Source organism: Acinetobacter sp. ANC_7513 (assembly GCF_056779915.1).
In genome coordinates this window covers 159,328-166,815 of sequence record NZ_JBWYIW010000007.1, presented here as the reverse complement: position 1 = coordinate 166,815, position 7,488 = coordinate 159,328, and the positions used below count along the sequence as shown (strand labels likewise).

Below are 7,488 nucleotides of genomic sequence, written 5' to 3'. Positions count from 1 at the left end.
GAAGCTAAAGAAGCTAAAGAAGCTAAAGAAGCTAAAGAAGCTAAAGAAGCTAAAGAAGCTAAAGAAGCTAAAGAAGCTAAAGAAGCTAAAGCACAGTCTTTTGCTCAAAAAGTAACGCCTGAACCAGCAGCCTATCAATGTTTTGCTGAGCAATGTCCAAGGGTGGATTTAAAAGAGATTCAAATTGATCTCAACGGAAAAGTACCAAAATTTATAACCCCTGTTGCTGTCGGGGAAATTCATGCAAATCAATGGACTCGTTTAGGTACGGAGTTCAATGTAAATTGGACAGATCAGAATCAAAATAAAACTTCAGAAAAGCTGATATTAAATGTCTTGGACATGCAGCATATGACTTTAAAAGATGAGTTAGGTCGTATCAACCGCTATAAGATGGTAGAGGCGAAAAAGCCTGATACTGATAAAAATTCAGATGTATTAGAAACACAATAAAAAAGCGGCTCAGCCGCTTTTTTTAATAAATTTTTTCAAAACCTTCCGGACGTGTTTTAAATCTACGGTGGAACCACATATATTGGGTTGGTGCTAAACGAAGTTGATTTTCAATAATCAAATTTGTTCGTGTCGCGTCTGCAATTTCATCTTCACTTGGCATATTGTCTAACGCAGGTTCAATCAAAATATGATATTTCGGATTTGTAATATCATCTTTACGGTAGAAGTAAAGTGGAATCGCGGCAGCTTTGGTCATTTTTAATATACGGCGATGTGCAGTTACAGTGGCTGCGGGTACACCAAAAAAGGGTGCCATAACGCCTTGTTTAAGACCAAAATCTTGGTCGGGACTATACCAAATAGGTCGTCCTTCTTTTAAATGACGGATTAATCCACGCATATCATCATGGTCGATTTGATTGGTATAAATCGTGGCACGACAACGGTAAATCAGCATATCTAGCAATGGATTATTTTGCGGACGATATACGACATCTGGATCAAAATACTGGGCACAGACATATCCACCTGCATCGAGTAGGGTAGAGTGTGTACCAAGTAGTAAAGCCCCACGCCCTTCAGCTTGCGCTTGTTGAATATGTTCTAAACCTTCAATCGTTACACGATCTTTAAACCATTTGGGACAATACCAAGCATTCAGTGTTTCAAAAACACCGACCATTTGATCAATAAAGACTTGGCGAGCATTTTCATAACGAAGTTCGGGCATCCATTCAGGAAAGCAGACTTCTAAATTTCTTAAAGTTGTTTCACGACGTGAACGCAAGTATTTGAAAGCTACATTTCCCATCAGATAAGCTAAACGATGCTGAATTGCCCAAGGTAATATCGCAAGGAGCATCAGAAATATAATACCAATCCAAATGCCCCAATATTTTGGCATTAAGAAAGACCACTGGAACTCTCCCGGTTGGTAGTTTTTCTGCTTACTCATATTTAAACTTGATAACAATTTAAGGTAATTCACTATATTAGCACGAACTGTTTTTTTTCGGCGAAGGCAACAATCGGATTCTTTAGAAAAACGTTCTTAGATTTTTCACATGAATTACTCATCAATAACAACATTAAGTGCCTAAAAACCTTTAACCAAAATTAGCTTGAGCAAACTTGGTGCAATTTTTGCAGAACATTTACTGAAAATGATATGAATACGAAGATGACCGTGAATGAATCAAGTATTGTTCAATGAGCCAGTCAAAAATGCACAGTATTGGTTTGCTAAATTAGAGTTAGGTTTTACCAAAGATTCAAATCGCACAATTTTGGCGCATCGTAAGCACTTTGGACCTGTTCGCGTGCAAAAGATGCTGTGGCCTGAAAAAACAGGAGTATGTCATGCCATTATTGTTCATCCACCTGCTGGAATTGCTGGTGGAGATCATCTTACCTTTGAAATAAAAATAGATCAGGATTCGCATGCTTTGGTTACCACACCTGGCGCAGGGAAGTGGTACAAAACCAATCTTAAACAAGCATTTCAACATATTCATATTCATGTCCAAGATGAGGCGATTTTCGAATGGCTTCCTCAAGAGACAATGCTCTTTAATGGTGCGAATGCAAATTCAGAAACAATCGTACATTTGGACGCTGCTGCCAGTTTTATCGGTTGGGATATGTTGGTGATTGGACGGCAAGCACGACATGAAACTTTCTCACAGGGTGCTTACCAAAATAAATTTCAGCTTTATCAAAATCAGAAAATATTGGTTGCAGACTGTTTAAATTTTAAAGGCAATGATCGTTGGTTAAAGTCTTGTTTAGGGATGAACGCTCATGCAGTGATGGCCAGTTTTTGGGCAGTGCCTCCAGAACAATACCGGTCAAATTTCTATCTTGATCAACATATTGATCAAATTCGTGAATTAATCATGCGTATGAATATTAACGTCACATTGACGTTACTCGATTACGTCGTGACAGCACGTTATCTCGGAAATGATGTACGTGAGTGTCATGATGCATTTGCTGCAATTCGTGCAAAGCTTCGTCGTTATTGGTTTGATCTTGATGAAGAGTTCCCAAGAATTTGGCGCACATAAATTTATTCTTGTCATAGCAACATAGTTAAGTTGTTTTAACACAAATATTTGAGCACACATCTTGCATCAATATTTAAAGATAGTGAGGAAAGCATTATGGAACTAACACCTACAGAAAAAGACAAAATGCTGATTTTTACTGCGGGGCTTGTAGCGGAAAGACGGAAGGCCCGTGGTTTAAAGCTGAATTATCCAGAAGCAGTGGCTTATATTTCTGCCGCACTATTAGAAGGTGCACGTGATGGAATGAGTGTGAGTGACCTCATGCATTTTGGAACAACATTGCTAAAACGGGATGAAGTAATGGAAGGCGTGGCTGAAATGATCGCAGAGGTCCAAGTGGAAGCGACATTTCCTGATGGTTCAAAACTGGTCACTGTACATCAACCGATTGTGTGATGTCTGAGAGGAAAAATTAAATATGATTCCAGGTGAAATCATTACGTCCGATACAGACATTGAAATGAATGTCGGACGGGCAACGCTCAAAATGACGGTAGCAAATGCAGGGGATCGACCGATTCAGGTTGGGTCACATTATCACTTTGCTGAAGCGAATGATGCGTTGCAGTTTGATCGTGAGTTGGCACGAGGATATCGACTGAATATTGCTGCAGGTACAGCGGTGCGTTTTGAGCCAGGACAGAGTCGAGATATTGAACTTGTTGCACTCGCAGGTAAGCGTGAGGTGTATGGCTTTGCGGGTCGTGTTATGGGTAAGTTGGATTAAGGGAAAATAATAATGAAAATGTCACGCCGTGCTTATGCGGAAATGTTTGGTCCAACGGTAGGTGATCGAGTTCGTCTCGCGGATACTGAGCTGTTTATTGAAGTTGAGCAAGACCTCACTACCTATGGTGAGGAAGTGAAGTTTGGCGGTGGTAAAGTGATTCGTGATGGCATGGGACAATCACAACTGTTGGCTGAAGATGTTGCGGATACGGTCATTACCAATGCGCTGATTGTGGATTGGTGGGGTATTGTCAAAGCTGATGTCGGTTTAAAGAGCGGTCGCATTTGGAAAATTGGGAAAGCGGGAAATCCAGATATTCAGCCCGATATCACCATTCCACTTGGTGCAGCGACGGAAGTGATCGCTGGTGAAGGACAGATTCTCACCGCAGGCGGTGTCGATACGCATATTCATTGGATTTGCCCGCAGCAAGTTGAAACCGCACTGATGTCCGGTGTGACCACCATGATTGGTGGTGGTACAGGCCCTGCGGCAGGGACTTCTGCAACAACAGTGACACCGGGGCCTTGGCATATTGGGACAATGCTTCAAGCCATAGATGATTTACCGATGAATATTGGTCTACTCGGTAAGGGAAACCTAAGTCAGCCCGACCCAATTCGTGAGCAAATTCGTGCAGGTGTGGTCGGTTTAAAGCTACATGAAGATTGGGGTTCAACCCCTGCAGCGATTGATACGTGTCTGACCGTTGCCGATGAGTTTGATGTCCAAGTGGCGATTCATACCGATACCTTAAATGAAAGTGGTTTCTTGGAAGAAACCCTCGCTGCATTTAAAAATCGTACCATTCACACCTACCATACCGAAGGAGCAGGCGGTGGACATGCCCCTGATATTTTAAAAGCCATTGGTCAGCCGAATGTGTTGCCATCTTCCACCAATCCAACTCGTCCTTATACCATCAATACCATTGATGAGCATTTGGATATGCTGATGGTTTGTCACCATTTAGACCCTGCGATTTCTGAAGATGTGGCTTTTGCGGAAAGTCGTATTCGCCGTGAAACCATTGCTGCAGAAGATATTTTGCAGGACTTAGGTGCCATTGCCATGATGTCATCAGACTCGCAAGCGATGGGGCGTGTCGGTGAAGTGGTGATTCGTACGTGGCAAACCGCGCATAAAATGAAAGTGCAGCGTGGACCTTTAGAGGGTGACAATGCGACACATGATAATAATCGTGTAAAACGTTATATCGCTAAATATACAATTAACCCTGCAATTACGCATGGTTTAAGCCATGAAATTGGTTCGGTGGAAGTAGGTAAACTTGCTGACTTGGTACTGTGGAAGCCTGCATTTTTTGGGGTAAAACCGTCGATGATTATTAAAGGTGGCATGATTGCAGCTGCGCCGATGGGAGATATTAACGCTTCGATTCCAACACCACAGCCTGTGCATTATCGTCCGATGTTTGGGGCAAATGCGCGCGGTGTGCATAACACCTGTATTACGTTCTTGTCACAAGTCGCGATTGAAGCAGGCGTGCATGAAAAATTGGGTCTGAAAAAGTTGATCAGTCCATGTAAAGGTACACGCGATATTCAGAAGAAAGATATGAAACTGAATACCTACTGTCCTGTGATGGAGGTTGATCCTGAAATTTATGAAGTGCGAGCCGATGGGAAATTGCTAACCTGTGAGCCTGCGGAAGTATTGCCGATGGCACAGCGGTATTTCTTGTTTTAAAGTTGTCTCTAGAAAAGATAATTACTGTGATAGGTGATAAAGTCTTATGTAATTAATAAGACTTTATCATTAGATAGAATTCATCGATTTATTTTAAATACATAAAAATTTCAGCGGAATAAACGCGTTTGCTAAAAGAAATTAAACACTGAATTAAAATATATAAATTTTAAATTTAATCGATATTAGAAGTTTTCCAAGCACAAAAAATATTAAATTTAATAGATTCATAGAGGTACTCTAATGATTGAAACTGAGAGACTAATATTAAGACAATGGAAGGAAGCAGATTACTCATCTTTTATAAAAATGGGTTTAGATCCAGATGTTATGAAATATTTTCATGAAGTTTTGACCCCACAACAGAGTATTGAGATGGCGGAAAAAATTTATGAGTTAATTGAACGAAACGGGTGGGGCTTTTGGGCTGTAGAGTTGAAAGATACTAGTGAGTTTATTGGTTTTATTGGATTGCACAATCAACCAGTGTTATTCGAATTTTCTCCATGTGTTGAAATTGGATGGCGGTTATTAAAAAGATATTGGGGAATGGGGTACGCAACAGAAGGTGCAAGAGCTGCATTGATATATGCTTTTGAAGAGCTTAATTTAAATAAAGTAGTTGCATTTACAGCTTTGACAAATAAGCCTTCAGAAGCAGTTATGAAAAGGCTAGGTATGACCGAAGTTAAGCAATTCAAGCATCCAGAATTACCTACAGGGCATATTCTTGAAAATCATATTTTATATGAAATAAATAAAGATACCTTTATAAAATAATTTTGAAATTAATTTATTAAAACTAATCTTTCTTAGACAAGGAATATACAGACCATTTTTTATCTTGAAATTGTTTGAGTCAATGTCTAATCATGACTTCAGTTTCAGAAAAAAGTGGTTGTGGAAGCTCATCAATGCTAAACCATTCCCAACGCTCAAAAATCTCAGGTTCTGTCACGCAAATTTGAGTTTTTAAACGTTCATCTAAAAGTTGATAAATCGTTCCGAACGTAATCTTCACCGCCTCAGCATTTTGATCAATGATCGTATTTAAGGGTTGAATAGACTCAATATATTGACTCAGATCTAAAGCAGTTTCCTCTAACAATTCGCGTACTGCAGCATCCTCAACTGATTCATGCGCATCCATTTTTCCACCTGGAAAACACCATGAGGCAGGTTCATCATTTTTGTTTCTATAACCCAATAGAACTTTTTGACGTTGATCAATCAACATGATGCCCACGCCGATGATTGGGTTACTTTTAATATTCATGATTGTGCACATCTAGCTGCTCTGTGTTCTACAAAGTACAACAGCGATATGACAACGCTAACTTTCAAATGTTTCAAAACATGTAATTTAAATAAAAAAGCATTCACATTTATAGGGGATTTTACCTATCACTATAGTAAAGAAAACCTATTTTATTTCTCTAAAACCTCTATACCGGTGAGAAAAAATCAATATTTCTACAAGATAATCCCTTAATTCAACATAGATTCATCCTTATATTTCCCTGCCTCCTTTCAAGACTAGATTAAGACATGCGCTAGACGATTTAGAACATCGCCAGCAAGGAATTTAGCAACGAGGGGGATGCGGTAATGGTAAGGAAATATCTAACTTCTGTGGCATTGACCACATGTCTTTTCAGTAGCGCAAGTTTAGCGCTTGCCGCTGAAAATGGCGGAAGTGCTTATCCAGATGGGACAGAGAGTTTTTTTGGTGGAGCAATGCCGCCACCTGGGATGTATCTCGTCAGTTATAACCAATACTACAACGCAGATAAATTTAAAAATGATCATCCAGTATTTGATGATTTTAAAATTGATACTTTTGCCACAGTTGCTCGTGGTGTCTATGTCAGTGACAAAACATTTTTAGGCGCGACATGGGGCATGCATGCATTCCTTGTATATGCCAATGCAGATCTTACATTAGGTGGTCGTCAAGATGATCACATGGCAATGGGTGATCTCATTATCGATCCATTCTTATTGGGTTGGCATAAAGGGGATTGGCATGTGGCGACAGGTGTCGACTTTTATATTCCAGTTGGCTCTTACAACAAAAATAGACTCGCAAATATTGGACGTAATTATTACACCATTCAACCGATTATCTCGACCACATACTTAAATAAACAAGGTATCGAAGTCAGTACCAAGTGGATGTATGACATCAATTTCGAGAATAAAGATACCAAATACGAGTCGGGTAATGCTTTGCATGTCGATTACTTAGTCGCGAAACACATGGGACCTTTGGCGGTTGGTGTTGGTGGTTACGTACATCGTCAGCTTGAAGGTGACTCAGGTGAAGGTGCTGTTTTAGGTGATTTTAAAGCTAAAGCAGCCAGCGTAGGACCACAGGTTCGCTATCAATTCCCTAAAGGGTATGCAATCGCAGCGAAATATCAAAAAGAATTTGATGTTGAAAACCGACCAGAAGGTCAGAAGTTCGCAATTGATATCACCATTCCATTTTAAAACATTGTTACCCAAACATTAGAGCAAGCA

General features: G+C 40.0%; 9 protein-coding genes. 7 read left to right on the top strand and 2 right to left on the bottom strand.

Going from position 1 to position 7,488, the window contains the following annotated elements; translation table 11 throughout:
- On the top strand, positions 1 to 453 hold a 453-nt coding region (locus AC1M9B_RS09535), incomplete at its 5' end, for a hypothetical protein (protein ID WP_481608987.1).
- A 22-nt stretch (positions 454 to 475) separates the two neighbouring features.
- On the opposite strand, the gene AC1M9B_RS09530 is transcribed toward AC1M9B_RS09535, so the two are convergent.
- Positions 476 to 1,411 (bottom strand): LpxL/LpxP family acyltransferase, encoded by a 936-nt coding sequence (locus tag AC1M9B_RS09530; protein WP_092766717.1) that lies wholly within the window; start codon positions 1,409 to 1,411, stop codon positions 476 to 478.
- Between the two features lie 235 nt (positions 1,412 to 1,646).
- Here AC1M9B_RS09530 and AC1M9B_RS09525 point away from each other — a divergent pair, with 235 nt between their 5' ends.
- The 5 genes from AC1M9B_RS09525 to AC1M9B_RS09505 all read left to right on the top strand — a co-directional run bounded on the left by AC1M9B_RS09525 (position 1,647) and on the right by AC1M9B_RS09505 (position 5,745).
- Positions 1,647 to 2,522 carry an urease accessory protein UreD gene (locus AC1M9B_RS09525; protein WP_481591583.1) on the top strand — a complete coding sequence of 292 codons (876 nt, stop codon included), beginning with the start codon at positions 1,647 to 1,649 and terminating at the stop codon, positions 2,520 to 2,522.
- 96 nt (positions 2,523 to 2,618) lie between these two features.
- Positions 2,619 to 2,921: an urease subunit gamma gene (gene ureA / locus AC1M9B_RS09520; RefSeq protein ID WP_035270654.1), complete on the top strand. Its 303-nt coding sequence runs from the start codon at positions 2,619 to 2,621 to the stop codon at positions 2,919 to 2,921.
- 22 nt (positions 2,922 to 2,943) lie between these two features.
- Complete coding sequence (locus AC1M9B_RS09515; protein WP_035270651.1) at positions 2,944 to 3,252, top strand: urease subunit beta; 309 nt, start codon at positions 2,944 to 2,946, stop codon at positions 3,250 to 3,252.
- Positions 3,253 to 3,264: 12 nt separating this feature from the next.
- Positions 3,265 to 4,965 (top strand): urease subunit alpha, encoded by a 1,701-nt coding sequence (ureC, locus tag AC1M9B_RS09510; RefSeq protein ID WP_481591582.1) that lies wholly within the window; start codon positions 3,265 to 3,267, stop codon positions 4,963 to 4,965.
- A 243-nt stretch (positions 4,966 to 5,208) separates the two neighbouring features.
- Positions 5,209 to 5,745, top strand: coding sequence for a GNAT family N-acetyltransferase (locus tag AC1M9B_RS09505; RefSeq protein WP_481591581.1), 537 nt, complete (start codon positions 5,209 to 5,211; stop codon positions 5,743 to 5,745).
- Between the two features lie 79 nt (positions 5,746 to 5,824).
- Here AC1M9B_RS09505 and AC1M9B_RS09500 read toward each other — a convergent pair whose 3' ends face one another.
- Positions 5,825 to 6,241 carry a nucleotide triphosphate diphosphatase NUDT15 gene (locus tag AC1M9B_RS09500; protein WP_481608986.1) on the bottom strand — a complete coding sequence of 139 codons (417 nt, stop codon included), beginning with the start codon at positions 6,239 to 6,241 and terminating at the stop codon, positions 5,825 to 5,827.
- Between the two features lie 332 nt (positions 6,242 to 6,573).
- On the opposite strand from AC1M9B_RS09500, the gene AC1M9B_RS09495 reads away from it, so the two are divergent.
- The gene (locus tag AC1M9B_RS09495) at positions 6,574 to 7,458 is read left to right on the top strand and encodes a SphA family protein (RefSeq protein WP_481591579.1); all 885 of its coding nucleotides are present in this window, start codon (positions 6,574 to 6,576) and stop codon (positions 7,456 to 7,458) included.
- Positions 7,459 to 7,488 lie beyond the last annotated feature (30 nt).